Below are 25,205 nucleotides of genomic sequence, written 5' to 3'. Positions count from 1 at the left end.
GGCGTCCGCTGGGTCTCCCCCGCGGCGCGGAGCACGTACGGTTGACGCATGACGAGCATCGGTGGTGCCGGGATGGTCGACTGGAATCTCGCGGTGGCGACCGCGACCCGATTGGTGCGGCCGGGACCGGAGGTGAGCCGCGACGAGGCGCGGGAGGTCGTCGCGGAGCTGCGGCGGCACGCCAAGGCCTCGGAGGAGCACGTCCGCGGGTTCACCCGCATGGTCCCGGAGGGGCACGAACCCGAGGACACCCCCGTCCTCGTCGTCGACCGGGCCGGGTGGATCCGGGCGAACGTGGCGGGTTTCCGCGAGCTCCTCGCCCCGCTGCTGGACAAGATGGCGAAGCGCCGCTCCGCCGGTCCGGGCGGCGCCGTCCTCGGCGCGGTCGGCGGCAAGATGACCGGCGTGGAGCTGGGCGTGCTGCTGTCCTTCCTCGCCTCCCGGGTCCTCGGCCAGTACGAGACCTTCGCCCCCGCCACCCGCGAGCTGCCCGCGGGGGGAGAACGGCGGCGGGCGGCTCCTGCTCGTCGCGCCGAACATCGTCCACGTCGAGCGCGAGCTCGCCGTCGACCCGCACGACTTCCGCCTGTGGGTGAGCCTCCACGAGGAGACGCACCGCACGCAGTTCACCGGCGTCCCGTGGCTGCGCGACCACCTGCGCGGCGAGATCCAGGCGTTCCTCGGAGCGACCGAGATGGACCCCGCGGCCGTGCTGGAACGTCTCCGCGACGCCGTCCAGGCCTTCACGGGCGCCCGCCCGGAGGCCGAGGAGGACGACGGCGGCCGCTCCCTCGTCGAGCTGGTCCAGACCCCGGAGCAGCGCGAGATCCTCGGCCGCCTCACGGCCGTCATGTCGCTTCTGGAAGGCCACGCCGACTACGTGATGGACGGCGTCGGCCCGCAGGTCGTGCCGTCCGTCGCGGAGATCCGCGAGAAGTTCCAGCAGCGCCGCGCACGGGGGCGTCCCGCCTCGACGCGGCGCTGCGCAGGCTGCTCGGCCTGGACGCCAAGCTGCGCCAGTACCGCGACGGCGAGCGGTTCGTCCGGGCCGTCGTCGACGAGGTCGGCATGGCCGGTTTCAACCGGGTGTGGACCTCCCCGAACACCCTTCCGACCAAGGCGGAGATCGCCAGGCCGGCGGAGTGGGTGGCGAGGGTGCACGGCCGGGCGGAGTGAGGGGCCGGGCCCGGGGTCCCCGGAACGGCGCCGTCCCAATCACCCGTCCGAGGGACCGTGGACGGGTGGTGGGCGTGCGATGCTCGGGTAACGGCCGTGTTCTGTCACGATCGACACACGCTGAGTGACGATCCGATCGGTCGAACCACCCGTTCCGACCGGCAAGACTCCACACCGAGGCACCCCAACTCCACGAAGGGCACCGGACATGGGTCCCCATCCCGCGGTCGCGGCGATACGCCTGGCGGTTCGCCGCGTACTCCACGACGTACTCAACGAGGTCTCCCGGAACACCGCCGCCTGCCCCGCGGCGGCCGCCCCCGCGCACCCGGACGCCCCCGGACGGGCCGCGACCGGCGCCGGCGGGCCGCCGCTGGTGCTGGTCGCCTGCTCCGGCGGCGCCGACTCCATGGCACTGGCCTCCGCCCTGGCCTTCGAGGCGCGGAAGCTGACCGTCCGCGCCGGCGCCGTCACCGTCGACCACGGCCTCCAGCCCGGCTCCGACCTGCGGGCCGCCGAGGTCGTCTCCCGGCTCAGCGCCCTGCGGCTCGACCCGGTCGAGGCCGTCGCGGTGACCGTCGGCCGCGAGGGCGGGCCCGAGGCGGCCGCCCGCGACGCCCGGTACGCGGCCCTGGACGAGGCCGCCGAACGCCTGGGCGCCGCCGCGGTCCTGCTCGGCCACACCCGCGACGACCAGGCGGAGACGGTGCTCCTCGGCCTCGCCCGCGGCTCCGGCATCCGCTCCCTGTCCGGCATGGCCGCCGTCTCCGGCGCCGGCCGCTACCGCCGCCCCTTCCTGCACCTCGACCGCCAGACCGCCCGCAAGGCGTGCCTGGCCCAGTCCCTGCCCGTCTGGGACGACCCGATGAACACCGACCCGGCGTACACGCGGTCCCGGCTGCGCCACGAGGGACTGCCCGCCCTGGAGAAGTCGCTCGGCAAGGGCGTGGTGGAGGCCCTCGCCCGTACCGCGCAGCTCTGCCGCGACGACGCCGACGCCCTGGACCACTGGGCCGCCGAGGCCGACGCCTCCGTCCGCGACGAGGCCGGGCTGCTGGAGTGCGCCAAGCTGTACGCGCTGCCGCCCGCCGTGCGCCGCCGCGTCCTGCGCCGCGCGGCCATCGCCGAGGGCGCCCCGGCCGGCTCGCTGTTCGCCCGGCACGTCGAGGAACTGGACCGGCTGATCACCGGATGGCGGGGTCAGGGCGCGATCAATCTGCCCGGCCGCGTCGTCGCCCGACGCCAGGGTGGCAGACTGGTCATCCGGCAAGGCTGACCGAGAACCGGCCGAGGCGTCGGCCGGGAGGCCGTCCAGGCCGGTCCAGGCTGACGCAGGCTGCAACGAAAGTGACCCGGGTGAACCAGAACGACATGGGCGCCGACCTCAAGTCGGTGCTCATCACCAAGGAAGAGATCGACGCCAAGCTGGCCGAGCTGGCGTCGAGGATCGACGCGGAGTACGCGGGCAAGGACCTGCTCATCATCGGCGTCCTCAAGGGCGCCGTGATGGTGATGGCGGACCTGGCGCGCGCCCTGTCCACCCCCGTCACCATGGACTGGATGGCCGTCTCCTCGTACGGGGCGGGCACCCAGTCCTCGGGCGTCGTCCGGATCCTCAAGGACCTGGACACCGACATCAAGGGCAAGCACGTCCTGATCGTCGAGGACATCATCGACTCCGGACTGACCCTGTCCTGGCTGCTGTCCAACCTCGGCTCGCGCGAGCCCGCCTCCCTGGAGGTCTGCACGCTGCTGCGCAAGCCCGAGGCGGCCAAGGTGGCGATCGACGTGAAGTGGATCGGCTTCGACATCCCCAACGAGTTCGTCGTGGGGTACGGACTGGACTACGGCGAGAAGTACCGCAACCTCCCGTTCGTCGGGACGCTCGCGCCGCACGTCTACGGCGGCTGACGACCGGGGCCGCGGCGGTCCGGGAACCACGGCCGTCTTCTCCGCGTTGGACGTGGGGAAGGCGGCCACGGGCGACAAAGCTGGGGTACCGTCCGAAGAACAGCTTTTTTCCACACTCGTGCTGATCCAGACGCCAGCACGTAGTCTCACACTCTCACAGCGGCATTTACCTACGGGCAGGAGGGACGGGGCGGCATCGCTCCGTATGGATGGACGTGAAGCGATACTTCCGTGGGCCGGTCATGTGGATCGTGCTGGCCGTCCTCGCCGTGGTCGTGTTGATGCAGGTCGTCGGCTCGTCGGGCGGCTACAAGACGGTGGACACCGCCAAGGTCATCAAGGCGATCGCCACCAACCAGGTTGATCAGGCCAAGCTGACCACCGGCGACGAGCAGATGATCAAGGTCGACCTCAAGGACGGCCAGAAGATCGACGGCAGCGACAAGGTGCAGGCGAGCTACATCGGGACCCAGGGTTCCGACCTCGCCGTGACGCTGCAGAAGAAGTACGAGGCCGGTCAGATCGACAAGGGCTACACGGTCTCGCCGACGAAGCAGAGCGCCTTCGTCTCGGTGCTGCTGTCGCTGCTGCCCTTCGTCCTGATCGTCCTGGTCTTCCTGTTCCTGATGAACCAGATGCAGGGCGGCGGCTCCCGCGTCATGAACTTCGGGAAGTCCAAGGCCAAGCTGATCACCAAGGACACCCCCAAGACGACGTTCGCCGACGTCGCCGGTTCGGACGAGGCCGTCGAGGAGCTCCACGAGATCAAGGAGTTCCTCCAGGAGCCCGCCAAGTTCCAGGCCGTCGGCGCCAAGATCCCCAAGGGCGTGCTGCTCTACGGCCCGCCCGGAACGGGCAAGACGCTCCTCGCGCGGGCCGTCGCCGGCGAGGCGGGCGTCCCGTTCTACTCGATCTCCGGCTCCGACTTCGTCGAGATGTTCGTGGGCGTCGGCGCCTCCCGCGTCCGCGACCTCTTCGAGCAGGCCAAGGCGAACGCCCCGGCGATCGTCTTCGTCGACGAGATCGACGCCGTCGGCCGGCACCGCGGCGCGGGCCTCGGCGGCGGCCACGACGAGCGCGAGCAGACGCTGAACCAGCTGCTCGTCGAGATGGACGGCTTCGACGTCAAGGGCGGCGTCATCCTGATCGCCGCCACCAACCGCCCGGACATCCTCGACCCGGCCCTCCTGCGACCCGGCCGCTTCGACCGCCAGATCGCGGTCGACCGCCCGGACATGCAGGGCCGTCTGGAGATCCTCAAGGTCCACCAGAAGGGCAAGCCGGTCGCGCCCGACGTCGACCTGGCCGCCGTCGCCCGCCGCACGCCCGGCTTCACCGGCGCCGACCTGTCGAACGTGCTGAACGAGGCGGCGCTCCTCACGGCGCGCAGCGACAAGAAGCTCATCGACAACGAGATGCTGGACGAGGCGATCGACCGCGTGGTCGCGGGACCGCAGAGGCGGACCCGGATCATGTCGGACAAGGAGAAGAAGATCACCGCGTACCACGAGGCCGGCCACGCCCTCGTCGCCGCGGCGTCCCCGAACTCCGACCCCGTCCACAAGATCACCATCCTGTCCCGCGGCCGCGCCCTGGGCTACACGATGGTCCTTCCGGACGAGGACAAGTACTCGACCACGCGCAACGAGATGCTCGACCAGCTCGCGTACATGCTGGGCGGGCGCGCCGCCGAGGAACTGGTCTTCCACGACCCGACCACGGGCGCGGCCAACGACATCGAGAAGGCCACGGCCACGGCCCGCGCGATGGTCACCCAGTACGGCATGACCGAGCGGCTCGGCGCGATCAAGTTCGGCGGCGACAACACCGAGCCCTTCCTCGGCCGCGAGATGGCGCACCAGCGCGACTACTCCGAAGAGGTCGCCGCGCTGGTCGACGAGGAGGTCAAGAAGCTCATCGAGACGGCGCACAACGAGGCGTGGGAGATCCTCGTCGAGAACCGCGACGTCCTCGACAACATGGTCCTCCAGCTCCTGGAGAAGGAGACGCTCGGCAAGGAGGAGATCGCCGAGGTCTTCGCCCCGATCGTGAAGCGCCCGCCGCGCCCGGCGTGGACCGGCTCCTCGCGGCGCACGCCGTCGACGCGCCCGCCGGTGCTCTCGCCGAAGGAGCTGGCGCTCACCAACGGCGCCACCTCCGCGACGGCGACCGCGGCCGCGCCGGTGGAGACGGCGAAGACCACCGAGGCGGCCCCGGAGGACCGTCCGGAGTCCTGACCCCGGCCCCACCCGGAATGGATGCCGCGTCCCCGCAGGTTCTAGCCTGGAGGGGCGCGGCGTTCGCGCATTCCAGGGCACGACGGAACGAGGAGCACATGACCGACGCGGTGACGCTGGACGGCGAGGGCACGATCGGCGAGTTCGACGAGAAGCGCGCCGAGAACGCCGTGCGCGAACTCCTCATCGCGATCGGCGAGAACCCCGACCGGGAGGGTCTGCGGGAGACGCCGGCCCGGGTGGCCCGGGCGTACAAGGAGGTGTTCGCGGGACTGTGGCAGGAGCCGGAGGACGTGCTGACCACGACCTTCGACCTCGGCCACGACGAGATGGTGCTGGTCAAGGACATCGAGGTCTTCTCGACCTGCGAGCACCACCTGGTGCCGTTCCGGGGCGTGGCCCACGTCGGCTACATCCCCTCGTCCTCCGGGAAGATCACCGGCCTGTCGAAACTGGCCCGGCTGGTGGACGTGTACGCCCGCCGCCCGCAGGTGCAGGAACGGCTGACCACGCAGATCGCCGACTCGCTGATGGAGATCCTCGACCCCCGCGGCGTGATCGTGGTCGTCGAGTGCGAGCACATGTGCATGTCCATGCGCGGCATCCGCAAGCCGGGAGCCAAGACCCTCACCTCGGCCGTACGGGGCCAGCTGCGGGACCTGGCGACCCGCACCGAGGCGATGAGCCTCATCATGGCGCGCTGAGGGCGCCCCCGCGGGCCGCGCCCGCCGAGGGGCGCCGCGGCCGCGCGCTCGCGGCCCCGCGGGGAGGCCCGGCGGGGGTCCCCACGGCCGCCGCTACGCCGTGGAGGGAGAGGCGCCCGGAGGCTCGTCGTCCCCGGGGAGTCGGCACACCCGCTCCAGGAACAGGGCCGCAGCGATCACCGCGATCCCGGCCAGCACGGCGAAGCCCGCGTGGAAGACCTGGTCGCGGCGGGCCGGGACGTCCAGGAACCCCAGCAGGAAGACCCCGACCCCCGCGTACATGCCGCTCACCGCGGCCGTGACCAGCGCGCTGGCCTGGCCGAAGACCACCGCACGGGCCGCCATCAGGGGCTCCACGCCCTTCGCGCCGGGACGGCGCTCCCGCTGCGCCCTCAGCCGGGAGCGCAGGGACAGCGCCGTCGCCGTGAGGACCGCCGCGATGACGGCCAGCACGATCGGGGCGGCCAGCGGGACGCTCGGCAGCGTGCCGAACGAGTCCCACAGCCGTGCGCCGCCCCAGGCGAGGACCCCGGCCGCCAGGAAGAGTCCGGCCAGTACCTTGACCCTCAGTTGCTTCACCGGTGTCCTTCGCGTCCGTCGGTTCCTCCGCCTGCCCCTCCGACAGGGGCAACGGTCAGTCGGGTAGGCGGAGTTCCAGGTCGCTGCGGACGGCTACGCCCTCCTGGGCGATCCCGGCCAGCAGGTCCGCCACCCGCCCCGCCCCGGGGAGCCTGGCCTCCGGCTCCACGTCCAGCCACGGGCGCAGCACGAAGGCCCGCTGGTGGGCGCGCGGGTGGGGCAGGGTGAGGGCGGGGTCGTCGGAGACCTCGTCCGCGTACGTGACGATGTCCACGTCGACCGTGCGGGCGCCCCACCGCTCCCCGCGCACCCGGTGGAAGGCCTCCTCCACCGCCTGCGCCCGCTCCAGCAGCGACGAGGGGGGCAGCGTGGTCTTCACCACCACCACGGCGTTCAGGTAGGGGGGCTGGGTGTCCGGGTCGACGCCCCAGGGCTCCGTCTCGTAGACCGGCGACACGGCCTTGACCCGTACGCCGGGCGTGTCCTCCAGGGCGTCGACGGCGCCCTGGAGGTTCTCCAGGCGGTTGCCGAGGTTGCCGCCGACGGAGAGGACGGCCGGCTTCGGATTGGACAGTGTCGTGTCGGCGGCGTCGACCTGCTCCGTCACGGAGGCGGGCACCGGCTGTACCGTCGGGTCGCTGGGGGTGCGGTTCATACGCGGCTCCGGGTGATCGTGATGGTCACATCGTCGAACGGGACGGTGATCGGGGCGTCCGGCTTGTGCACGCACACCTCGACCTCCTGGACGCCCTCGTGCGCGAGGCACTGCCGGGCGATGCGCTCGGCCAGTGTCTCGATCAGGTCGACCGGCTCGCCCCGCACCACGCCGACGACCTCCTCCGCCACGATGCCGTAGTGGACGGTCTTCTCCAGATCGTCCTCCGCGGCGGCGGGCCGGGTGTCGAGGCCCAGCACCACGTCCACGATGAACGTCTGGCCCTCCTCCCGCTCCTTGGGGAAGACGCCGTGGTGCCCGCGGGCCCTGAGGCCGCGCAGCGCGACACGATCCACGCGAATCACTCCTGCTGTCGTAGGTCCGGAATGCTGCCGGTCCGGTGCGGTCGGCCCGGTCGCAACCCCTCGAATCTACCCGCGTCCACTGACAGCGCCCGCGCAGGCTCCGTCGGCGGTTCCCCGGTGCCCCGTCTACCCGCTCGCGGCGCTCACACCGCGTCGCCGTCGTCCTCGTCGTCCCCGGACTCCGCCAGGACGGGCGAGCCGTGGTGGGACCAGACCTTCCAGCCCTCCGGGGTGCGGCGGAACAGGTTCGTCGCGACGACCAGCTGCCCCACCAGCGGCCCCAGTTCGGCTCCGTCCTCGGCCGGGCCGCCGCTGAGGATGTTCTCCGTGCAGGTCACCACCGCCGTGTCCGCCGCGAGCGACACCTTCACGTCGGTCAGGAAGAACTGGATGTACTCGGTGTTCGCCATGATCAGCGCGTACGAGCGGAGCACCTCGCCCCGGCCCGAGAGCACCGGCCAGCCGGGGTGGACGCAGGAGACCTCGCCGTACTGCTCGTCCAGCCACAGGTCGGCGACCGCCTCGAAGTCACCCTGCTCCACCGCCTCGTAGAAGGCGGTGTTGGCCAGCTCGACCGCCCTGACGTCGGTGCGGGCGCCGCTCACGAGGCGGCGCCCTCGACGGCGCGGGCCACCCGGACGGCGTCCGCCGTCGCCCGCACCTCGTGGACGCGCACGGCCCAGGCGCCCTCGCGGGCGGCGATCGCGGAGACCGCGGCCGTCGCGGCGTCCCGCTCCCGCGCCGGCGGCGGGGCGTGCCCCTTCCGGGCCAGCACGCGGCCCAGGAACCGCTTCCGGGAGGCGGCGACCAGCAGGGGGCGGCCCAGGGCCCGCAGCTCCGCCAGATGGGCCACGAGGGCCAGGTCGTGCTCGGCCCGCTTGGCGAAGCCCAGGCCGGGGTCGACGATGAGCCGTTCGGGGGCGACGCCGCCCTCGACGACCGCCTCCACGCGCGCCCGGACCTCCGCGACGACCTCGGCGACCACGTCGTCGTAGACGGCGAGGCCGTTCATGTCCTCGCTGAAGCCGCGCCAGTGCATCACGACGAACGGGACCTCCGCGGCGGCGACGGACGGGACCATGTCCGGGTCGGCCAGGCCGCCGCTGACGTCGTTGACGAGCACGGCGCCCGCCTCCACGGCCCGGCGGGCGACCGACGCGCGCATCGTGTCGACGGAGACGACGACCCCCTGCGAGGCCAGGCCGCGCACGACCGGTACGACCCGCCGCAGCTCCTCGTCCTCGTCCACCCGGGTGGCGCCCGGCCGCGTCGACTCGCCGCCCACGTCCACCAGGTCCGCGCCCCGGGCGGCCAGCTCCAGGCCGTGCTCGACGGCGGCGGCGGTGTCGAACCAGCGCCCGCCGTCGGAGAAGGAGTCGGGCGTCACGTTGACGACGCCCATGACCGCGCAGCGGTCCCACTCCGGCAGCCCCTGCACCGTGCCCCGTCCGCTCAGCGTACTCATGCCCCCAGCCTAGGCCCGGACGGGCGGCGGGGCGGTGACCGGGCCGGGTCCCGGGGCCCCGGCCCGGGACCCCGCCGCGGGCGGCGGACGGGGCGTCAGGCCGCGCGCACGCCCTGCTCGGGCGCGGCGGGGGCGAGGGACGCGCCCGGGCGGGCCGGGCGGCCGGCGCGGAGGCGGCGGAAGGGGCGGGGCGGGGCCACGTTCACGAAGCCCTCGGCCTGCATCGCGGCGAAACCGATGCGCGGCAGGTCGCGCGCGGCGCGGTACACGACGAAGCGGGGCTCCCAGCGCGGCTGGAACTTCGCGTTGAACTTGTACAGCGACTCGATCTGGAACCAGCGGGACAGGAAGACCAGCAGTCCGCGCCAGACCCGCAGGACCGGGCCGGCGCCCAGCCGCTCGCCGCGGGCCAGCGCCGAGCGGAACATCGCGAAGTTCAGCGACACCCGCGTCACGCCCAGCCCCGGGGACGCCTGGAGGGCGGCGACGATCAGCAGCTCGTTCATGCCGGGGTCGGCGGACCGGTCGCGGCGCATCAGTTCCAGGGACATGCCGTCCGGCCCCCACGGCACGAAGTGGATGATCGCCTTCAGGTCTCCGTACGGGGAGGCGTCCGCCGTCCCGTCCGCCTTGTGGGCGGTCGCGATCACCGCGTCGCCGTCCGCCGGGTCCCCGATGCGGCCCAGGGCCATGGAGAAGCCGCGCTCGGTGTCGGTGCCCCGCCAGTCGGCCGCGGCGCGCCGTACGCGCTCCAGCTCGCCCTCGGAGAGGTCACGGGCGCGTCGTACCCGGGTCTCGTAGCCGTTGCGCTCGATGCGCTTGACCATCTGGCGCACGTTGCGCATGGCGCGCCCGGCGAGCGAGAAATCCGCGACCTCCACCACCGCCTCGTCGCCCAGCTCCAGCGCGTCCAGGCCGGTCTCGCGGGTCCACACCTGGCCGCCGGTCTCGGAGCAGCCCATGACGGCGGGGGTCCAGGAGTGCGCCCTGGCCTCGTCCATGAACCGTTCGATGGCGCCGGGCCAGGCCTCCACGTCGCCGATCGGGTCGCCGCTGGCCAGCATCACGCCGGAGACGACGCGGTACGTGACGGCGGCCTTGCCGCTCGGGGAGAAGACGACCGCCTTGTCGCGGCGGAGCGCGAAGTGGCCGAGCGAGTCGCGGCCGCCGTGCCCGGCGAGCAGCGCCCGCAGCCGGGCCTCGTCCTCCGCGGTGAGCCGGGCGACCGGGTGCTCGGGGCGGAAGGCCAGGTAGACGGTGGTGACGGCGGTGAGCAGGCCGAGTGCGCCGAGCGAGTAGCCGACCGTCCACGACACGCTGCCGCCGTACGCGACGGGCCCCTCGACGCCGACCAGGCCGAGCAGCACGTGCTCCAGGCGGTCGCTGAGGCTCGGGTCGCCGACGACCTTGCCGGGGTGGACGCTCACGACGACCAGGCCGAGGCCGAGCGAACCGGCGCCCATGAGGACGAAGTTGGCCAGTGCCCGCCAGCGGCTGCGCGGGTCCGGCAGCGCGGCGAACTCCCCGCGGTGGCGCAGCAGCAGCGCCAGCAGGGCCAGCGACAGCAGCACGCCGACGACCGAGTGGCGGTACAGGAACTGCGCCACCGCGCCGGCCGGGAGCAGGACCACCGCGGCCCGCCAGGCGCGGCGCTTGTTGCGCTTCAGGCCGTGCGCGAGCAGGAGCAGCAGGACGCCGGCGCTGAGGGAGAGCGCGGCGGACAGCGGTCCGAGGGTGCCCGGCAGGACCTCCACCAGGTCGTGGAACCGGCTTGTCCGGAAGCGGGGGAAGACCCCGGCGGTGATGTCGACCAGGCCGACGAACGTGCACGCCGTGCCGACCAGCGAGGGCACCCTCCCGGCCCGCGGCCCGCGCAGGAACCGGCGCATCCGAGTCGGAACCGGTTCCGACTTGTCCCCATCTACCGTGACAGACATGGCTTCCTGTGGCTCTGCGAGAGATTGACGCGTCCCTTCGCCCCGAGCGGCGCCGGGGCCGGACAGCCGGACGATGTGCGTTCTCTAGGACGGCGCGTCCGCGCGGGCGGTTCACTCGCGCCGCGGAAAATCTCGGCGAACGAAGAAGACTTGGACGACGCATGGGTCTCACCGGCAACAAGCTCCTGGTACTGGCCGTCCTCGCGGCCGTCTCGCTGTTCACGGCCACGGTGTGGCTGTGGCCGCGGCTCGCCCGGCGGTCCCGGCACGCCGTGCTCGGCAGGGTCGGCCTGCTCCTGGCGGCCCAGCTGTCGCTGTTCGCCGCCGTGGGCCTGGCCGCCAACAACCACTTCCTCTTCTACGGCTCCTGGGCGGACCTCCTGGGCCGGGAGCGGGAGCCGGGGGTGGTGGTCGACCACCCGTCCGGCGGCCGCGTCAGGGTCGTCGAGAAGCGCCCGATGGACGTGCCGGGCGGCCACCGACCGCAGGTCGGCGGCCAGATACAGAAGGTCGTGATCTCCGGCGGGACGTCCGGCATCGAGAGCCCCGCCTACGTCTACCTGCCGCCGGAGTACTTCCAGCCCGCCCACGCCCGGCGGACCTTCCCCGCCGCCGTGGTCCTCACCGGCTACCCGGGCACCGCGGAGAACCTCCTCAAGGGGCTGCGCTACCCGCGCACCGCGTACGAGCAGGCCGAGGCCGGGAGGATGCAGCCGATGGTCCTGGTGATGCTCCGCCCGACGGTCGCGCCGCCGCGGGACACCGAGTGCGTGGACGTGCCGGGCGGGCCGCGGACGGAGACGTACTTCGCCCGGGACCTGCCGAGGGCGGTCTCGGAGGCGTACCGGGTGGGCCGGGCCGCGCGGAACTGGGGGGTGATCGGCAACTCGACCGGCGGGTACTGCGCGCTGAAGATCGCGCTGCACCACCCGGACCGGTTCGCGGCGGGCGCGGGCCTCTCGGCGTACTACAGGGCCGCCGAGGACGTCACGACCGGTGACCTGTTCCGCGGCGACGCGGGGCTGCGGAACCGGGCCGACCTGCTGTGGAGCCTCGACCACCTGCCGCAGGGCAGGTCGTCGTTCCTGGTGACCACCTCCCGGCGGGGGGAGGGGAACCTGAAGGGGACCCGGGACTTCATCGCCAAGGTGAGGGCCCCCGCGCGCGTCTCGTCGATCACACTGGACAGCGGCGGCCACAACTTCGGCACCTGGAACCGCGAGATACCGCCCGCCCTGGTCTGGCTGAGCGGCCGACTCAGCGCGGCGTGAGGCCGCCCACCGACCGGCGCAGCGCCCCGTGCAGCCGCTCCGGGGTGAGGACGCCCAGGTAGCGGCCGCCGTCGGCGGGGTCCACGACGGCGACCCAGCCCGCGTCGTACCGGAGCATCGCGGAGAGCGCCTCCCGCAGGGACCCGCCCAGCGGTACCCGCGCCTCCATGGGCCGGGCGTGCTCCCGCACGGAACCCGACCGGCCGGTCGTCCCCGCGGCGGCCGGCAGCCAGCCGTACGGGCGGCCGTCGGCGTCGAGGACCACGGCCCGCGCGCCGTCCGGATCCCGCGGGAGGGGGTCGTCGAGGCGGACGACGGGCGGCCGGTCCAGGTGGGCCTCCTCGACCGGGGTGACCGACAGGCGCCGCAGGGCCCGGTCGGCGCCCACGAACCGCGCGACGTACGGGCCGGCCGGGGCGCCCAGGACGGTGGCGGGCGCGTCCAGCTGCTCGATCGTGCCGTGTCCGTACACGGCCATGCGGTCGCCGAGCCGGACCGCCTCCTCCAGGTCGTGCGTGACGAGCAGGACCGTCTTGCGTACCTGGGCCTGGAGCCTGAGGAACTCGCTCTGCAGGTGCTCCCGCACGACCGGGTCCACCGCCCCGAACGGCTCGTCCATCAGCAGGACCGGCGGATCGGCCGCGAGGGCGCGGGCGACGCCGACGCGCTGGCGCTGGCCGCCGGAGAGCTGGTCGGGGTAGCGGTCGCCGAAGGTGCGCGGGTCGAGGCCCACCAGGTCGAGGAGCTCCGCCGCGCGCGCGTGCGCCCTGGCGCGGCCGACCCCCAGGAGGCGCGGCACGGTCGCGGTGTTCTCCAGGACCGTGCGGTGGGGGAAGAGGCCGACCTGCTGGATGACGTACCCGATGCCGCGCCGCAGCTCGACGGGGTCGGCGTCGGCGACGTCCCGGCCGTCGAGGAGGATCCGGCCGGAGGTCGGCTCGACGAGCCGGTTGACCATCTTCACGGTGGTGGTCTTGCCGCAGCCGGACGGTCCGACGAGGGCGACCAGCTCGCCCCGGGCCACCTCGAACGACAGGTCGTCCACGGCCGCCGTGCCGTCCGCGTACCGCTTGGTGACGTGTTCGAAGCGGATCACTGCTCCCCCTTGTCGGTGCGGCGGTGTGCCGCGTGGCCGTGTGCCGTGTCGCGGTGCCGGACCCGTGGTGCCGGTCCGGGGCGTCCTTCCGGACGGGTGTCGGTGCCGGGCGTTAGGGTCGGTGCCATCGAACACCACATCGACGGCGGGGAGGCGGCGCCCCGTCCGGAGAGCGGGGAGGGGGAGCGGTGAGCGGCTGTCTGGCGTCCAACGACTGGATCTGCCCCCAGTACGTGCGCTCCCGCGCCCAGGAGCTCGTCGACGCGACCGTGCAGCACGTGTGGATCACCGGTGTGTCCGTCCTCGTCGGGGTCGCCGTCGCCGTCCCGCTGGCGCTGCTCGTCCGGGCCAGACCGGCGCTGTCGGGGCCCGTGCTGGGACTGACGACCCTGCTGTACGCGATCCCGTCGCTGGCGATGTTCTCGCTGCTGCTCCCGCTGTTCGGACTGTCGGCGGCGCTGGTGGTGACGGGCCTGGTGCTGTACTCGCTCACGATCCTCGTCCGGAACACCCTCGCCGGCCTCGCCGCCGTGCCCGCCGAGGTGCGGGAGGCCGCCCGGGGGATGGGGTACGGCCCGGGGCGGATGCTGTGGGAGGTCGAAGTGCCGCTGGCCCTCCCCGCGCTGCTGGCCGGGGTGAGGACGGCGACGGTGTCGACGGTCGCGCTGACCACCGTGGGCGCACTGGTGGACTACGGCGGGCTGGGCACGCTGATCACCGGGGGCCTCAGGAGCTTCTTCAAGGCCCAGGTGCTGACCGCGTCGGTGCTGTGCGTGCTGCTGGCCGTGGCCGCCGACGTACTGCTGCTGGGCCTCCAGCGACTGCTGACGCCGTGGACGCGCGCACCGCGCGGGCGGGCACCGGCGGCGGGGCGGCCGGTGCCGGGCGGCGCGGCGGGCGAGGCGGGTGGTGCGCGGACGCCGAGCGGTGCGGGTGAGGCGCGTGGTGCGGAGACGCCGGACGGCGCGGGCGGCACGCGGGTGCCGGACGGCGCGAGTGGGGCGAGCGGAGCGGGGAAGGCGGTCTGAACGATGGGCGTGGTGGGCGGGGCCTGGACGTGGCTGACGACCGGATCCAACTGGCGGGGCGCGGACGGGGTGTGGCACCGGTTGGGGGAGCACCTGTGGTTCAGCGGCGTGTCCCTGCTGGTCTCCTGCCTGGTCGCGCTGCCCCTGGCGTTCTGGCTCGGGCACGTCGGCCGGGGCGGCGCCCTGGCGGTGAACGTGTCGAACACCGGGCGGGCGGTGCCCACGCTGGCGGTGCTGGTGCTGCTGACGCTCACCCCGCTGGGCCGGTACGGCGGTGTGCCGACGGTCCTCGCACTGGTGCTCTTCGCCGTACCGCCGCTGCTGACCAACGCCTACCTGGGCGTGCGGGAGGTGGACCGGTCGGTCGTCGAGGCGGCGCGCGGCATGGGGATGTCGGGCGGCCGGCTGTTCCGCACGGTGGAGCTGCCGCTGGCCCTCCCCCTGGTGATGACGGGCGTCCGGCTGGCCGCCGTGCAGGTGATCGCCACGGCCACGCTCGCCGCGATGGCCGGCGAAGGCGGCCTGGGGCGGATCATCACCGCCGGTTTCCACACCTACGACACCGCGCAGGTGTTCTCCGGGGCGCTGCTCGTCGGCGCTCTCGCCCTGCTCGTCGAGGGCGTGCTGGTGGCGGCGGGCAGGGTGCTCGCCGGCCGTGGACCGAACGGACGGAGAGCTGGATCGTGAGGAGCACGAACCCCCGCGTGGCCGGTGCGGCCCTGGGCGCGCTCGCGCTGACCGGTGGCCTCGCCGCATGCGGCGGAAGCAGCCTGGAGGAGCGCGGCGCGGCCCCCGGAGCGCCGTCCGGCCCGGCGGCCGGGGGCACGGTGGTCGTCGGCTCGGCCGGCTTCACCGAGTCGCAGGTACTGGCGGAGCTGTACGCGGGCGTCCTCGCCGACGCCGGGTACCGCACGTCCGTCAGGACGGTCGAGAACCGCGAGCTGTACGAACCGGCCCTGGAGAAGGGCGAGATCGACGTCGTGCCGGAATACGCGGCCACGTTCGCGGAGTTCCTGAACGCGAAGGCGAACGGCCCGGACGCGCCCCGGGAGAAGCCCGTCGCCTCCGGTGACGTGACGGCCACCGTGGCGGCCCTGGAGAGGCTCGCGGCGCCGCGCGGGCTGAAGGTCCTCCCGGCGGGTGGGGCGGTCGACCGGAACGCGTTCGCGGTGACCCGGGAGTTCGCGGCCCGGCACGGGCTGGAGTCGCTCTCCGATCTGGGCCGTTCGAAGCTGAGGGTGAGGATCGCGGCGGGGGACGAGTGCACCGTGCGGCCGTTCTGCGCGCCCGGCCTGAAGTCCGTGTACGGAATCGACGTGGCGGGCGTCGACCCCAAGGGCGTGGGAACCCCGCAGGCCAAGCAGGCCGTGAAGGACGGCGTCGACCAGCTCGTGCTCACCACGACGACGGACGCCACGCTCGACGCCTTCGGACTGGTGCTCCTGGAGGACGACCGCGGGCTCCAGAACGCCGACAACGTGCTGCCCGTCGTCAACGCGCGGGAGGCCGGGTCACCCGGGATCGCCGCCGCCCTCGGCAGGATCACCGAAGTGCTGTCGACCGCCGACCTGGTCGAGCTGAACCGGAAGGTCGACGCCGAACGTGCGAAGCCCGCCGACGTCGCGGAGGCCTACCTGGAGGAGAAGGGGCTGACCGATGGGTGACGGCCGCCGGCACGGGAAGCGGAAGGAGCGGCCCGGACGATCACATAGGCGAAACAATGCCGGGCCGACACCCCAAAAGGCTCGTACGCGCGGTAAATTTCAGGCCATGCCACGTGGACGCCACCGCCATTCCCCACCCCTGCACCGGCTGCTGCCGCCTTCCGCTGTGGCCGGCGCGTCCGTCCTCTGCGCCGGGGGTGCCTGGCTCCTGGCCGATCCGCTCGGACTGCGCCTGCTCGTCGCCGTCACGGCGGCCGCCGCCGTGACGGGTGCGGCCCTCATGCGCACCTGGGACCGCGCGGCCGGTCGGCGCGTCGCCGAACTGACCCGCGCCCGGGCCGGCGACCAGTGGAGGGCCGAGGAGCGCATAGCCGACCTGGAGGCCGACCTCGAGGAGGCCCGCGAGCTGCGCGCCAGGCTCGACGCGAAGCTGCGCGCCAAGAGGGTCGAACTCGCCGCCCTCCGCAACGAGCACGCGGAACTGCTGCGCCGGTACGCCACCGCCGAGACCAAGCGCGCCAGCGCCCTGGAGGGCCGCCGCCGGCTCGCCCTGGGCTCCGCCTCCGGCGCCCCGGCGGCCGGCGGGGGCCCGGCGTCCGCGCCCTCCGCGCCGACCCGGGAGGACTACCTCCGCGCCGCGCAGGCCCTGGGCCGCCTCACGCACAACGCCGCCGTCCAGGAGGCCCGCAGGGCCGCCGGGGCCGTGCCCGGTCCCTCGGGGGCGACCACCGGCACGACCGGGACGTCCGCCCTCGCGATGCGCCCGGTCCCCGCGGCGGCCGCCGTCGTCCCGCACACCGCCCAGCGCCGCCCCGCCCCGCGCCCCGTGGGCGGCTTCGACTTCTTCGGCACCCGGAAGGGGACCGAAGGGCACGGCGCCGGCAAGCCCGCCGCCGCCGTCGAGGCCGCCGTCCAGGACGAGGACCTGGCGGACGTCGTGGGCGAGGAGGCGCTCGCCGCCGCGCGGCCGGCCGCGCGGCGGGACGGGGAGCAGGCCGTCGGCGAGGTCATCGACCTCACCGCGCACGACGAGACCGAGCAGCTCGACGTGGCCGGGCTGCGGAACGCGGTCAGCTCGTAGGACGCCCTCGCGCGCGGGGACGGCGGCGGAGGACCCGGGTCCTCCGCCGCCGTCCCCGCGCGGCGCCTACTTGTCGATGTCGCCGACGACGAAGAAGAACGACCCGAGGATCGCCACCATGTCCGCGACCAGCGTCCCCGGCAACAGCTCCGACAGCACCTGGATGTTGTTGTACGAGGCGGAGCGCAGCTTCAGCCGGTAGGGGGTCTTGTCGCCCTTGGAGACCAGGTAGTAGCCGTTGACGCCGAGCGGGTTCTCCGTCCAGGCGTACGTGTGGCCCTCCGGGGCCTTGAGGACCTTCGGCAGCCGCTGGTTGACCGGGCCGGGCGGCAGCTGGGCGAGCCGGTCCAGGCAGGCGTCGGCCAGGTCCAGCGCGTTGTGGGTCTGCTCCAGCAGGCACTCGAACCGGGCGAGGCAGTCGCCCTCCTGCCGGGTGACGACCTTCAGGGTGTCCCGCAGCTCCCCGTACGCGAGGTACGGCTCGTCGCGGCGCAGGTCGAAGTCGACGCCGGAGGCGCGGGCGATCGGGCCGCTCACCCCGTACGCGTGCGCCGCCTCCGGGGAGAGCACGCCGACCCCGCGGGTGCGGCCGCGGAAGATCTCGTTGCCGAGGACCAGCCGGTCGTACACGTCCATGCGGGAGCGGACGGCAGCCACGGTCTCGCGGGTGCGGCCCGGCCAGCCCGCGGGCAGCTCCTCCTTCAGCCCGCCGACCCGGTTGAACATGTAGTGGATCCGGCCGCCGGAGACCTCCTCCATGATGCGCTGGAGGTCCTCCCGCTCCCGGAACGCGTGGAAGATCGGGGTGATGCCGCCCAGCTCCAGCGGGTACGAGCCGAGGAACATCAGGTGGTTCAGGACCCGGTTCAGCTCGGCGAGCAGGGTCCGCGTCCACACGGCCCGCTCCGGGACCTCCATGCCGAGCATCCGCTCGACGGCGAGGACGACGCCCAGCTCGTTGGAGAACGCCGACAGCCAGTCGTGGCGGTTGGCCAGCATGATGATCTGCCGGTAGTCGCGCGCCTCGAACAGCTTCTCGGCGCCGCGGTGCATGTACCCGATCACCGGCTCCGCGTGTCGGATCACCTCGCCGTCGAGGACCAGGCGGAGGCGGAGCACACCGTGCGTCGAGGGGTGCTGGGGGCCGATGTTCAGCACCATGTCGGTGCTCTCCGCGGCGCCGCCGATGCCGACCGTCGTCTCCCTGGGCGGGGTGGTCCCCCTGGGCGGGGTGGTCTCCGTCATGCCGCTCAGTATCCCCCGCCGGGCCGCCGCTGGAGCAGCCAGGTGAAACCGCCCAGACCGCCGCGCGCGGTCAGCTCGGCGGCCTGGCCGGCGGCGGCGAGGGCCCGGACGTAGGCCGCCGGGTCGGACGAGGCGAGCGCGAGCGGCGGCCGCTCCCCGGACACCCCGAGCCGCCGCAGGGCCTCCCGCTGGGGCAGCAGCTCCGCCGGCCCGGCCGCCGCCGCCCCGCACGCGTCGAGGGCCACGTGGGACGTGAGGTCGCAGGTGCCGTCCGGGACGGGCGGGACCTCGCGGCCGGCGCGGAAGCCGGTCAGCGTGCCGAAGGGGGGCCTGGCGTCCGCCGTGTGCGCGTAGTCCACCGCGACCGCCAGCCCCGCCGACAGCCCGCCCGCCGCGGCCGCCCACGCCTCGTCGCGGGGCCGGCCGATCTCGGCGCGCCCGCCCGGTTCCCGCAGCGGCCACCAGCGGTCGAGCCACTCCGCGTCCGCCCCGGTCACCGGGGCGCCGAGCCGCTCGGAGCCGTCCCGCCGCACCTCCACGTACCGGGGGGTGCCGTCGTCGTCGGCCTGGGCGACGTCGACCGGCACGTTGTCCAGCCACTCGTTCGCGAACAGCAGCCCGCGCACCCCGGCGGGCGGCCGGGCGACCCACTCGACGCGCGGGTCCAGGCCCGGGGGCCGGGGCGCGCGCTCCACGGCGTACGCCCGTACGCGCAGGTCCGGCGGCAACGCCTCCAGCACCCCCGTCACCAGCTCGCCGCGGCCCGCGCCCACGTCGACGAACGCGACCTCGTCCGCACCGCCCGCGCCCGCCCCCGGTCCGGTCTCCGCGGCGACCCGCTCCAGCAGCCGGGCGACGGCGGCGGCGTACAGGGGGGAGGCGTGCACGGAGGTGCGGAAGTGGCCGGCGGGCCCCTCGGGGCGCAGGTAGAACCCGCCGGGTCCGTACAGCGCGTCCTCCGTCGCCGCCCGCCAGCCCCGCCACGACCGGTCGTCCCAGGTCACGTCGTTCCCTCCGCCCGTCCTCGCCGTCCCGTCCGCCACGGGCACAGTGTCCACCCTGGGGAGTAGGGGCCGGTGAACCGGATCGCACTCCCGGCTGACCCGCGCGGCTGCCCGGTCTCCCTACCCTTGCTACGTGCAGCGCCTCTACGACTTCCTCCGCAGGCACCCCACGGGCGTCGACAGCTCCTGGGCGGTGATGCTGTCCGGCTTCTCCGTCCTGTGGGTGTGGTCGGTCCCGGAGGCCGGGCCGGACGGGCCGGTGGCCGCCGCGGTCGTCCTGGCGTTCGGTCCGGTCGTGGCGCTGCGCCGCCGCGCACCGGAGGCGATGCTGCTGCTGGCCGTGGCCCTCGGGGGCGTACAGCTCCTGGTGGACCTCCCGCCCAACCCGGCCGACTTCGCGATGCTCGTCGCCGTCTACAGCGTCGCCGCCCACGACGGGCCGCGCTGGGCGTCGCGGCTCGCCCTGGTCGGCGGGGCGTGCGCGGCGACCCTCTCGCAGCTGCGGTGGCCGATGCAGAACGTCTCCGCCGCCGGGCAGGCGTTCTTCACCGTCGTGATGTCGGTGCCGTTCGTGCTCGCCTGGGTGCTCGGCGACTCGATGCGCACCCGCCGCGCCTACCTGGCCCAGCTGGAGGAGCGCGCGGACCGGCTGGAGCGGGAGCGGGAGGCGCGGGCCAAGGTGGCGGTCGCCGCAGAGCGGGCCCGCATCGCGCGGGAACTCCACGACGTGGTCGCCCACAACGTCTCCGTCATGGTCGTCCAGGCGGACGGCGCCGCCTACGTCCTCGACGCCGCGCCGGACCAGGCGCGGCAGGCGCTGGAGACCATCTCCTCCACCGGCCGCCAGGCCCTCGCGGAGATGCGTCGGCTGCTCGGCATCCTGCGGACCGGCGAGCCGGAGGAGGCGGGGCAGTACGTCCCGCAGCCGGACGTGCAGCAGATCGGGGACCTCGTCGAGCAGGTCCGCACCGCCGGCCTTCCCGTCGACTTCAGGGTCGAGGGCACCCCGCGGCGGCTGCCCACCGGGGTGGAGCTCACGGCGTACCGCATCGTCCAGGAGGCCCTCACCAACACCCGCAAGCACGGCGGTCCGGACGCCGGCGCGCGCGTGCGGCTGACGTACTTCGACGACGGCCTCGGGCTGCTCGTCGAGGACGACGGCCGGGGCGCGGCGCACGAGACGTGCGTGGACGGCGGCGCCGACGGCAGGGGGCACGGCCTGATCGGCATGCGCGAGCGGGTCGGCATGGTCGGCGGCACCCTGGACGCCGGCCCGCGCCCGGGCGGGGGCTTCCGGATCAGCGCGCTGCTCCCCCTGAAACCCGCCCACCGGTGAGGGCCCCGCCCCGTCCGGCCGCGCTCCACCGCGTCGCGCGCGCCTCCGGCCGCCTGCCCGTGGGACCCCGGCCCCCGGCCCCGCGAGACCGCGGTCCCGGCCCCGGCCCCGGCCCAGGTCCCGGCCCAGGCCCCGGCAAGTCCCCGACACGACCCCGACCCCTCCCGTCAGGAACAGGACCCAGACATGACGATCCGTCTGATGCTCGTCGACGACCAGGTGCTGCTGCGCACCGGCTTCCGCATGGTGCTGGCCGCCCAGCCGGACATGGAGGTGGTGGCGGAGGCCGGCGACGGGGTGGAGGCCCTGCAGGTGCTGAAGTCGACACCGGTCGACGTGGTGCTCATGGACGTCCGCATGCCGAAGCTCGACGGGGTGGAGGCCACCCGCCGCATCTGCGCCGGGCCCGGCGCGCCCCGCGTCCTCATCCTGACCACCTTCGACCTGGACGAGTACGCCTTCTCCGGGCTGAAGGCGGGGGCCAGCGGGTTCATGCTCAAGGACGTGCCGCCCGGCGAGCTCCTCGCCGCGATCCGCGCCGTCCACAGCGGTGACGCGGTGGTCGCGCCCTCCACGACCCGCCGGCTCCTGGACCGGTTCTCCCCGATGCTGCCCAGCACCACCGGCCCGGGGTCGGAGCACAAGGCGCTGTCCCGGCTCACCGACCGCGAGCGCGAGGTCACCCTCCTCGTCGCCCAGGGACTGTCGAACGGCGAGATCGCCGCCCGCCTCGTCCTCTCCGAGGCGACCGTCAAGACCCACGTCGGCCGCATCCTCACCAAACTGGAGCTCCGCGACCGCGTCCAGGTCGTCGTCCTCGCCTACGAGACCGGCCTGGTCCGCGCCGGCGGCGGGAGGCCGTCCTGATGCTGCTGTGGCTCAACGGCCCCTTCGGCGGCGGCAAGACCCAGACCGCCCACGAACTCCACCGCCGCCTGCCCGGAAGCGTCGTGTGCGACCCGGAGGAAGTCGGCTTCGGCCTGCACCGCATGACCCCGCGCCCGCTGCGCGGCGACTTCCAGGACCTGCGGGCCTGGCGGCAGGGCGTCCACGAGGTGCTCGACCTGGTCCTGCGCCGCCACGGCGCCGGGCCGGTCATCGCGCCGATGACCCTCGTCGAGCCGGGCCACTTCGACGAGATCGTCGGCAGGCTGCGCGACGACGGCCACGAGGTGCACCACTTCGCGCTGCTCGCGCGGCGCGAGACCGTCCTGCGGCGGCTGACCGAGCGCGGGCTGGGGCGCGGGCTGAAACGGGAGAGCTTCGCCGTCGCCCGCCTCGACCACTGCCTGGAGCGGCTCTCCCGTCCCGAGTTCGCCCACCACGTCCACACCGACCGGCTGACCGTCCCGCAGGTCGCCGACGCCGTGGCCGCCCGGGCCGGACTGCGCCCGCTGCCCGACACCCACGGGCCGCTCCGGCACCGGCTGCGCCGCGCCGCGGTCGGGCTGCGCCACATCAGGCTGGGCTAGCGCAGCACCGTCTCCAGGAAGTCGCCGCCGATCCGCGCCACCGCCGCCACGTCCAGCTGGTGCAGCACGTAGCGGCCCCGGCGGCGGACCGTCACCAGTTCGGCCTTCCTCAGCACCGACAGGTGCCGGGAGACCTCCGGCAGGGTGATCCCGTGCGTGTCGGCCAGTTCGCTGGTCGTGCACGAACCGCGGGCCAGCCGCCGGCACAGCCGCATCCGCAGGGGGTGGGCCAGCGCCCTCATGCGCCGCTGCAGCAGCTCCACCGGCGCCGGCCCCGGTACGGACGGCGCGCCGACCGGGTACTGCACGACCGGCCGCCAGCCCGGCGCGTGCAGCACCAGCAGGTGCGGCCAGCCGAAGCTGGTCGGCACGAACGTCACCCCGACCCCGACCGCCGGGTCCACCGCCGTCGTCCGGCCGTGCGCCATCTTGTCCACCCGGATGCGCCGCCGCCCCCCTTCCTCCTCGACCGCGACCGCCGGGGAGACCGCGCGGACCGTCTCGGCCAGGCCCCTGCGGCGCAGCAGTTCGCCCTTCTCCCGCGCGTCGGCCGCCAGCCCCGGTCCGACCCGTCGCCAGGTGTCCGCGAAGAACGCCTGGTCGCAGTCCTCGAACAGGCGCCGCAGCCACGCCCGGACCCCGCTCGGGTCGTCGAGCAGCCGGCGGGTGAAGTCCAGCTGCCGGGGCCCCCCGGTTGGCGGCCAGCTCCAGTACGCGGGCGGGGCGCACCGGCTCACCGGCCGGGTACGACGCGGAACAGCTGAACTCCAGCGCCGCCGTGACGAACCGCTCCTCGTCCAACCGGTCCAGCAGGTCCAGCTCCTCCGCGAGCGTCGCGCCCGGCCGCCCGTCCCGGCCCCGCAGCCCGGCGTACGGCTGGAACACGTCGGAGAGCGTCACCGTCCACAGGAAGTTCGCCTCGTGGAGCCGATCGGCCAGGTCGGGCTTGAGGCCCGCCGTCGTGGCCGTCGCCCACCCGTGCAGCCCCGGGTGGTGCGCCGGCTCGGCCAGGGCGTGCAGAGCCACTCCCAGCTCGGCGAGGGGCGAGATCGCGAAGTCGAGCCGCTCGGGCGGCAGGCCCGTGATGTCTATCGTCACACTCACGCCCCCATGGTGCGGTGCGCCGGAGGGAGGGGACGGTCGCTTGACGGCCCTCGTCGATCGGCGCGCCCGCGGCCACGGCCCCCTCGGACGCATCCCGGCCGCGACCGCGACCGCGGCCACATCCCCAGCCGCGACCGCGCTTCCGGTGGTGACCGCGATCGCGGCCGCGCTCCCGGCGCCTCCCCGGTCGCGGCGCGGTTCCGCGTACGCGCCCCGGCGGCACCCCCTGCCGGGCGGCACCCCCCGCCGGGCGGCGCGCTGCGCCGGGCGGTCCGTCCCGGCATCCGGGCGGCCCGCCCCAGGCGTCCGCCGCCCGCCCCCTGCGCCGATCAGTACGGCGTGTCAGGCGTCCGTCGTCCCACGCGGCTCGCCTCACCACCGCCGCCCGCCGCCCGCCGCCCGACCCGTCCGACGAGCCCGTCGGGCGGCGGGGACCGCCTCGGCCCCGCCGCCCGACGCGGCCCACCGCTCCGTGGACCGGCCCGCTCCGGGCGTCCGGCTCCTCCCGGGCCGGCACCGCGGAGCAGCCCCGCGCCCCGAGCGTCCGCCGCTCACCCCTCCCGTATCACCCGGTGCACCGACCCCATGAACTCCAGCACGGCCTCCCTCACGTCGTCCGCCGTCCACTCCAGCCCCGGTGCCGTGACCGTCACCTCGGTCATCGCGACGCCGGGCACACCACCCGGCCTCCCCTCGGACCAGCGCCGGAAGAGGGCCGTCCCCGTCTCCTCGGCCTGGCGGACGGCCGCCTCCGACAGGACCTCCGGCGGGTACGGGAGCCACACCTGGAACTCGTGCGTGTGCGGCACCTCCGGGTGCACCCGGAACCACGGCAGCCCCGCCGCCTCGAACCCCTCCCGCACCGCGGCCGCCACCCTCCGCGCTCCCGCCACGTACGACGGCAGTCTCGGCAGCTCCCGCTCCAGGCCCAGCAGGGCCGCCAGCGCCACCGGGTGCTGCTGGAACACGTTGCCCCCGTACCGGTGGCGCCACGCCCGCGCCTCCTCCGCGAACGACTCGGGCCCCACCAGCGCCGCTCCGGACAGCCCGCCCAGAGACTTGTAGAAGGACACGTACACGCTGTCCGCCAGGCCCGCGATCTCCGGCAGGTCCCGTCCGAAGTGCGCCGTCGTCTCCCACATCCGCGCGCCGTCGAAGTGCACCACCGCGTCCCGCTCCCGGGCGGCCTCCACCACCCCCTCCAGTTCCTCCCACGCGGGCAGCACGAACCCCGCGTCCCGTAGCGGCAGTTCCAGCATCAGCGTCCCGAACGGCTCCTCCACCGCCCGCACCTCGTCCGCGGTCGGCGGCCGGCCGGCACGCGTCGGATGGACCGTCCGCAGCCCGCTCAACGCCCCGAGCGCGCCCCGCTCGTGCACCTCGGGGTGGGCCAGCGGGTGGAGCGCCACGACCCGGTTGCCGGTGCGCCCCGCCCAGCACCGCAGCGCCACCTGCTGCGCCATCGTCCCGGTGGGGAAGAACACCCCCGCCGGGAACCCGAGCAGCTCCGCCACCCGCCGCTCCAGGTGCCCGACGATCCCGTCCCCGTACACGTCGACGTTCGCGTCCAGGTCGTACACCGACGGCCCCTCGGCGGCCAGCACCGCGAGCCACTCGCCCGGTGTCGCCTCCGTCGACGACCGGTGCAGCAGCCGGCCGGCCGCCCGCCACGCCGCGACCCGGCGCCGCCGCTGCGCGGCCTCCCCGTCCCGGGCCTCCGCCTCCTTCCCGCGCGCCGCGTCCTCCGGCGCTCCCCGTCGCTCCGCCGCCGTCCCGTCCTCTCGTCCGAGGAGGCCGCCGTCATCACCCATCGCATCGTTCATGCTCCGATCATGCCCACGCGTCGTCCACAGCCACGTGGGATCATCGGACCGG

Annotated in this window: 22 protein-coding genes and 2 pseudogenes; 13 read left to right on the top strand and 11 right to left on the bottom strand. The window is 74.5% G+C overall.

Annotated features, from left to right (window positions below; all coding sequences use genetic code 11):
• The first annotated feature begins 48 nt into the window (after window positions 1–48).
• From LUW75_RS10170 to folE, 5 genes and pseudogenes are all read left to right on the top strand, one after another.
• Window positions 49–1,176: pseudogene (locus LUW75_RS10170) on the top strand (zinc-dependent metalloprotease).
• A gap of 208 nt (window positions 1,177–1,384) precedes the next feature.
• On the top strand, window positions 1,385–2,452 hold the full coding sequence (gene tilS, locus LUW75_RS10165) for a tRNA lysidine(34) synthetase TilS (RefSeq protein ID WP_250335316.1): 1,068 nt from the start codon (window positions 1,385–1,387) through the stop codon (window positions 2,450–2,452).
• Between the two features lie 95 nt (window positions 2,453–2,547).
• The gene (gene hpt, locus LUW75_RS10160) at window positions 2,548–3,087 is read left to right on the top strand and encodes a hypoxanthine phosphoribosyltransferase (RefSeq protein ID WP_250337617.1); all 540 of its coding nucleotides are present in this window, start codon (window positions 2,548–2,550) and stop codon (window positions 3,085–3,087) included.
• Between the two features lie 209 nt (window positions 3,088–3,296).
• Window positions 3,297–5,324: an ATP-dependent zinc metalloprotease FtsH gene (gene ftsH, locus LUW75_RS10155; protein ID WP_250335315.1), complete on the top strand. Its 2,028-nt coding sequence runs from the start codon at window positions 3,297–3,299 to the stop codon at window positions 5,322–5,324.
• Between the two features lie 98 nt (window positions 5,325–5,422).
• Complete coding sequence (gene folE / locus LUW75_RS10150; protein ID WP_250335314.1) at window positions 5,423–6,028, top strand: GTP cyclohydrolase I FolE; 606 nt, start codon at window positions 5,423–5,425, stop codon at window positions 6,026–6,028.
• Between the two features lie 93 nt (window positions 6,029–6,121).
• Here the strand turns inward: folE and LUW75_RS10145 are convergent, their stop codons facing one another.
• The 6 genes from LUW75_RS10145 to LUW75_RS10120 all read right to left on the bottom strand — a co-directional run bounded on the left by LUW75_RS10145 (window position 6,122) and on the right by LUW75_RS10120 (window position 11,029).
• The gene (locus tag LUW75_RS10145; protein WP_250335313.1) at window positions 6,122–6,607 is read right to left on the bottom strand and encodes a DUF3180 domain-containing protein; all 486 of its coding nucleotides are present in this window, start codon (window positions 6,605–6,607) and stop codon (window positions 6,122–6,124) included.
• Between the two features lie 55 nt (window positions 6,608–6,662).
• The gene (gene folK / locus LUW75_RS10140; protein WP_250335312.1) at window positions 6,663–7,262 is read right to left on the bottom strand and encodes a 2-amino-4-hydroxy-6-hydroxymethyldihydropteridine diphosphokinase; all 600 of its coding nucleotides are present in this window, start codon (window positions 7,260–7,262) and stop codon (window positions 6,663–6,665) included.
• On the bottom strand, window positions 7,259–7,618 hold the full coding sequence (folB, locus tag LUW75_RS10135; protein WP_250335311.1) for a dihydroneopterin aldolase: 360 nt from the start codon (window positions 7,616–7,618) through the stop codon (window positions 7,259–7,261). Before folB ends, folK begins: the two co-directional genes overlap by 4 nt.
• A gap of 152 nt (window positions 7,619–7,770) precedes the next feature.
• Entirely contained in the window at window positions 7,771–8,232 is a 462-nt protein-coding gene (locus tag LUW75_RS10130) for a nuclear transport factor 2 family protein (RefSeq protein WP_250335310.1), read from the bottom strand.
• Window positions 8,229–9,092 carry a dihydropteroate synthase gene (folP, locus tag LUW75_RS10125; RefSeq protein WP_250335309.1) on the bottom strand — a complete coding sequence of 288 codons (864 nt, stop codon included), beginning with the start codon at window positions 9,090–9,092 and terminating at the stop codon, window positions 8,229–8,231. Before folP ends, LUW75_RS10130 begins: the two co-directional genes overlap by 4 nt.
• A 95-nt stretch (window positions 9,093–9,187) precedes the next feature.
• Entirely contained in the window at window positions 9,188–11,029 is a 1,842-nt protein-coding gene (locus tag LUW75_RS10120) for a phosphatidylglycerol lysyltransferase domain-containing protein (protein ID WP_250335308.1), read from the bottom strand.
• 161 nt (window positions 11,030–11,190) lie between these two features.
• Here LUW75_RS10120 and LUW75_RS10115 point away from each other — a divergent pair, with 161 nt between their 5' ends.
• Window positions 11,191–12,300, top strand: a complete 1,110-nt coding sequence (locus LUW75_RS10115) for an alpha/beta hydrolase (protein ID WP_250335307.1) — start codon at window positions 11,191–11,193, stop codon at window positions 12,298–12,300.
• Here the strand turns inward: LUW75_RS10115 and LUW75_RS10110 are convergent.
• Complete coding sequence (locus LUW75_RS10110; RefSeq protein WP_250335306.1) at window positions 12,287–13,396, bottom strand: ABC transporter ATP-binding protein; 1,110 nt, start codon at window positions 13,394–13,396, stop codon at window positions 12,287–12,289. The genes LUW75_RS10115 and LUW75_RS10110 overlap by 14 nt on opposite strands.
• Window positions 13,397–13,584: 188 nt before the next feature.
• Here LUW75_RS10110 and LUW75_RS10105 point away from each other — a divergent pair, with 188 nt between their 5' ends.
• The 4 genes from LUW75_RS10105 to LUW75_RS10090 all read left to right on the top strand — a co-directional run bounded on the left by LUW75_RS10105 (window position 13,585) and on the right by LUW75_RS10090 (window position 17,169).
• Window positions 13,585–14,424: an ABC transporter permease gene (locus LUW75_RS10105; RefSeq protein WP_250335305.1), complete on the top strand. Its 840-nt coding sequence runs from the start codon at window positions 13,585–13,587 to the stop codon at window positions 14,422–14,424.
• Window positions 14,425–14,427: 3 nt separating this feature from the next.
• Complete coding sequence (locus LUW75_RS10100) at window positions 14,428–15,111, top strand: ABC transporter permease (protein WP_250335304.1); 684 nt, start codon at window positions 14,428–14,430, stop codon at window positions 15,109–15,111.
• Complete coding sequence (locus LUW75_RS10095) at window positions 15,108–16,088, top strand: ABC transporter substrate-binding protein (RefSeq protein WP_250335303.1); 981 nt, start codon at window positions 15,108–15,110, stop codon at window positions 16,086–16,088. The genes LUW75_RS10100 and LUW75_RS10095 overlap by 4 nt, the downstream gene beginning before the upstream one ends.
• 106 nt (window positions 16,089–16,194) lie before the next feature.
• Window positions 16,195–17,169, top strand: a complete 975-nt coding sequence (locus tag LUW75_RS10090; protein WP_250335302.1) for a hypothetical protein — start codon at window positions 16,195–16,197, stop codon at window positions 17,167–17,169.
• Window positions 17,170–17,235: 66 nt separating this feature from the next.
• Here LUW75_RS10090 and LUW75_RS10085 read toward each other — a convergent pair whose 3' ends face one another.
• Window positions 17,236–18,414: an NADH-quinone oxidoreductase subunit D gene (locus LUW75_RS10085; RefSeq protein WP_250335301.1), complete on the bottom strand. Its 1,179-nt coding sequence runs from the start codon at window positions 18,412–18,414 to the stop codon at window positions 17,236–17,238.
• Window positions 18,415–18,419: 5 nt separating this feature from the next.
• Window positions 18,420–19,418, bottom strand: a complete 999-nt coding sequence (locus LUW75_RS10080) for an SAM-dependent methyltransferase (RefSeq protein WP_250337616.1) — start codon at window positions 19,416–19,418, stop codon at window positions 18,420–18,422.
• 133 nt (window positions 19,419–19,551) lie between these two features.
• Here LUW75_RS10080 and LUW75_RS10075 point away from each other — a divergent pair, with 133 nt between their 5' ends.
• The 3 genes from LUW75_RS10075 (at window position 19,552) to LUW75_RS10065 (ending at window position 22,226) form a co-directional block, all read left to right on the top strand.
• Entirely contained in the window at window positions 19,552–20,754 is a 1,203-nt protein-coding gene (locus LUW75_RS10075) for a sensor histidine kinase (RefSeq protein ID WP_250335300.1), read from the top strand.
• A gap of 186 nt (window positions 20,755–20,940) precedes the next feature.
• The gene (locus LUW75_RS10070) at window positions 20,941–21,621 is read left to right on the top strand and encodes a response regulator transcription factor (RefSeq protein WP_250335299.1); all 681 of its coding nucleotides are present in this window, start codon (window positions 20,941–20,943) and stop codon (window positions 21,619–21,621) included.
• Window positions 21,621–22,226 carry an AAA family ATPase gene (locus tag LUW75_RS10065; protein WP_250335298.1) on the top strand — a complete coding sequence of 202 codons (606 nt, stop codon included), beginning with the start codon at window positions 21,621–21,623 and terminating at the stop codon, window positions 22,224–22,226. The genes LUW75_RS10070 and LUW75_RS10065 overlap by 1 nt, the downstream gene beginning before the upstream one ends.
• Here LUW75_RS10065 and LUW75_RS10060 read toward each other — a convergent pair.
• Both LUW75_RS10060 and LUW75_RS10055 read right to left on the bottom strand, forming a co-directional pair.
• Window positions 22,223–23,324: pseudogene (locus LUW75_RS10060) on the bottom strand (DUF5937 family protein). The gene LUW75_RS10065 and the pseudogene LUW75_RS10060 sit on opposite strands and share 4 nt — an antisense overlap.
• Before the next feature lie 557 nt (window positions 23,325–23,881).
• A complete protein-coding gene (locus LUW75_RS10055) occupies window positions 23,882–25,153 on the bottom strand; it encodes a threonine aldolase family protein (protein ID WP_250335297.1) in 1,272 nt (423 codons plus the stop codon).
• Window positions 25,154–25,205: the final 52 nt, after the last annotated feature.

This window comes from Streptomyces sp. MRC013 (genome assembly GCF_023614235.1).
Classification (GTDB): Bacteria; Actinomycetota; Actinomycetes; order Streptomycetales; family Streptomycetaceae; genus Streptomyces.
Note: the sequence above shows the minus strand (reverse complement) of the source record. Positions and strands in the feature narration are given on the sequence as shown.

Coding starts and splice junctions, on each gene's coding strand:
- tilS (WP_250335316.1), top strand. CDS start 1,385: ATGGGTCCCCATCCCGCGGTCGCGGCGATACGCCTGGCGGTTCGCCGC.
- hpt (WP_250337617.1), top strand. CDS start 2,548: ATGGGCGCCGACCTCAAGTCGGTGCTCATCACCAAGGAAGAGATCGAC.
- ftsH (WP_250335315.1), top strand. CDS start 3,297: ATGGACGTGAAGCGATACTTCCGTGGGCCGGTCATGTGGATCGTGCTG.
- folE (WP_250335314.1), top strand. CDS start 5,423: ATGACCGACGCGGTGACGCTGGACGGCGAGGGCACGATCGGCGAGTTC.
- folK (WP_250335312.1), bottom strand. CDS start 7,262: ATGAACCGCACCCCCAGCGACCCGACGGTACAGCCGGTGCCCGCCTCC.
- folP (WP_250335309.1), bottom strand. CDS start 9,092: ATGAGTACGCTGAGCGGACGGGGCACGGTGCAGGGGCTGCCGGAGTGG.
- LUW75_RS10120 (WP_250335308.1), bottom strand. CDS start 11,029: ATGTCTGTCACGGTAGATGGGGACAAGTCGGAACCGGTTCCGACTCGG.
- LUW75_RS10115 (WP_250335307.1), top strand. CDS start 11,191: ATGGGTCTCACCGGCAACAAGCTCCTGGTACTGGCCGTCCTCGCGGCC.
- LUW75_RS10100 (WP_250335304.1), top strand. CDS start 14,428: ATGGGCGTGGTGGGCGGGGCCTGGACGTGGCTGACGACCGGATCCAAC.
- LUW75_RS10090 (WP_250335302.1), top strand. CDS start 16,195: ATGCCACGTGGACGCCACCGCCATTCCCCACCCCTGCACCGGCTGCTG.
- LUW75_RS10085 (WP_250335301.1), bottom strand. CDS start 18,414: ATGACGGAGACCACCCCGCCCAGGGGGACCACCCCGCCCAGGGAGACG.
- LUW75_RS10070 (WP_250335299.1), top strand. CDS start 20,941: ATGACGATCCGTCTGATGCTCGTCGACGACCAGGTGCTGCTGCGCACC.
- LUW75_RS10065 (WP_250335298.1), top strand. CDS start 21,621: ATGCTGCTGTGGCTCAACGGCCCCTTCGGCGGCGGCAAGACCCAGACC.
- LUW75_RS10055 (WP_250335297.1), bottom strand. CDS start 25,153: ATGAACGATGCGATGGGTGATGACGGCGGCCTCCTCGGACGAGAGGAC.